Genomic DNA, 2,025 nt, shown 5'->3' on the forward strand with positions numbered 1-2,025 from the left:
CCAGCGCGACCCGCTTTTTCCCGGCCGTGTCACCGACCCGCAGGCCATCATTGCCTTCCTGCAGTCGCTGAGCGCCGCCAGCTACGACCGCGGCGTGCCGACCAGCGTGCCCAGCGGCCTGCCCGTGGGCGGCAACATTCAGTAAGCTTTTACCCCATTTTTCATTTTTTCATTCACTTCATTCCCCATTCTCATGCGCGTTTCTTCCATCCTTCGTCTGGCCAGCGCGGCTGCGCTGCTGTGCTCCATGAGCAGCTTCTCGGGCTGCCAGAAAGATAATGTGAGCCCGAACGGCGGCTGCACTAAAAAAACGACCACGACCACCACGACGTCGTCGAACGGAACCGGCACGGGCACGGGTACCGGCACGTCCAACTAATTCCGACGCTGCTGCCCGCCCGGCCCGACTTGGCCACGCTCAACCGGGCGGGCGGGCAGCAGCAGCCGGTGATATCACTTATATTTATACGTTGGGCACCCCGGCGGCGCTGGCGGGGATTTACCCGCCCGCCTTGCCCGCTATCGCAGCTATACCGCCTACTACCACTCAAGCCGTCCGCTTCCTACTATGAGCCGTGCATTACTCCGACTATCAGGCTTGCGGCCGCTGCTGAGCGTGCTGCTATTGTGGCTGCTGCCGCTGGCAGCATCGGCCACACACATTGTGGGGGGCGAGCTCGATTTGCATTACAAATCCGGCAATACCTACACGCTCACGCTCAACCTCTACTTCGATGCTGTGAACGGTGATGTGGGCGCCATTCGGCCCACGCTGCCGGCCGGAATCTTTGTGAAGGGCACCAACCAGCGCATTACCGACGTAGTAATGCCCATGGTGAACAGCACCTACGTGCAGTACACCAGTCCGGCCTGCTCCATCGGCTCGCTCAGCACCCGCAAGCTGATATACACGGCCGATGTGGTGCTGAGCCCATCGGTATACACCAATCCCACGGGCTATTACGTTGCCGTGGAGAACTGCTGCCGCAATGCCAGCATCAGTAACATCGTTTTTCCGGGCAACGCCGCTCAAACGTACTACCTGGAGTTTCCGGCCGTGGTGCGCAACGGCCAGCCGTTCATCGACTCGACGCCCCAGATTTTTCCGCCCCTGAGCGACTATGCCTGCCGGGGCGAGCTGTTTTACTACGATTTCGGCGGCCAGGACCCCGATGGCGACTCGCTGGCCTACGACATGGTGACGCCCCTGAACGGCCACGCCACGTCGGGTAACCCCAACCCCGGCCAAGCCGTGTCGGCCCCTTATTCGCTGGTGAACTGGAAACCCGGCCTTAGCGAGCAAAACCAGATACCGGGTGCGCCCACCCTGCAGGTCGATGCCCGCACGGGCCGCCTCACGGTACGCGCCACCGACCTGGGCCTGTTCGTGTTTGGCGTGCGCTGCTCTGAATACCGTAACCGCGTAAAAATTGGCGAAACCCGCCGCGATTTTCAGTTGCTGGTCGTGAACTGCGTCAGCAACCAGCCGCCTAGGCTGCAGGTGAACATGCCGGGCACGACGCAGCCCTACCGCTTCGGCCGCGACACCCTGCGCCTGGTGCCGGGCGGCAACCGCTGCCTGAGCATTCGCTATACTGACCCCGACCCGGGCTCGGTGCTCACCATGAGCACCCGCGCCGTGAATTTCACCGGCCTGCTGCCCACCTTCACCACGCGCAGCAGCGGCACGGTGCACGCCGCCGGCCAGCCCGATACGCTCACGGCCACGCTCTGCTTTCCGGAATGTACCGATACCAAGGGCAAGGTGTATCTGCTCGATGTGATTGTGGCCGACAACGGCTGCAGCCTGCCCAAGCACGACACGCTGCGGGTGGCTTTCACGGCCACGCAGCCGCCCAATGCGGCACCGGTGCTCACCAGCACGTTTCCGCCGGTGCCCGTGCCGGCTTCCGATGCCAACGCGGCGGTGGTACACGTGGTGCTGGGCCAGTCGTTCAGCGCCACGCTGCTGGGCACCGACGCCGACAACAACGCCCTGACGATGGCGGCCACGGGCGATGGGTT

The 2,025-nt window shown here is 63.3% G+C and carries 1 protein-coding gene and 1 pseudogene; both read left to right on the forward strand.

Features of this window, described 5'->3' with window-relative positions; translation table 11 throughout:
- The first annotated feature begins 193 nt into the window (after nucleotides 1-193).
- Complete coding sequence (locus ACYVDE_RS21150) at nucleotides 194-379, forward strand: hypothetical protein (protein WP_460503517.1); 186 nt, start codon at nucleotides 194-196, stop codon at nucleotides 377-379.
- A 189-nt stretch (nucleotides 380-568) separates the two neighbouring features.
- A pseudogene (locus tag ACYVDE_RS21155) lies at nucleotides 569-2,025 on the forward strand (hypothetical protein); the annotation flags it as partial.

The organism is Hymenobacter agri (assembly GCF_054778495.1).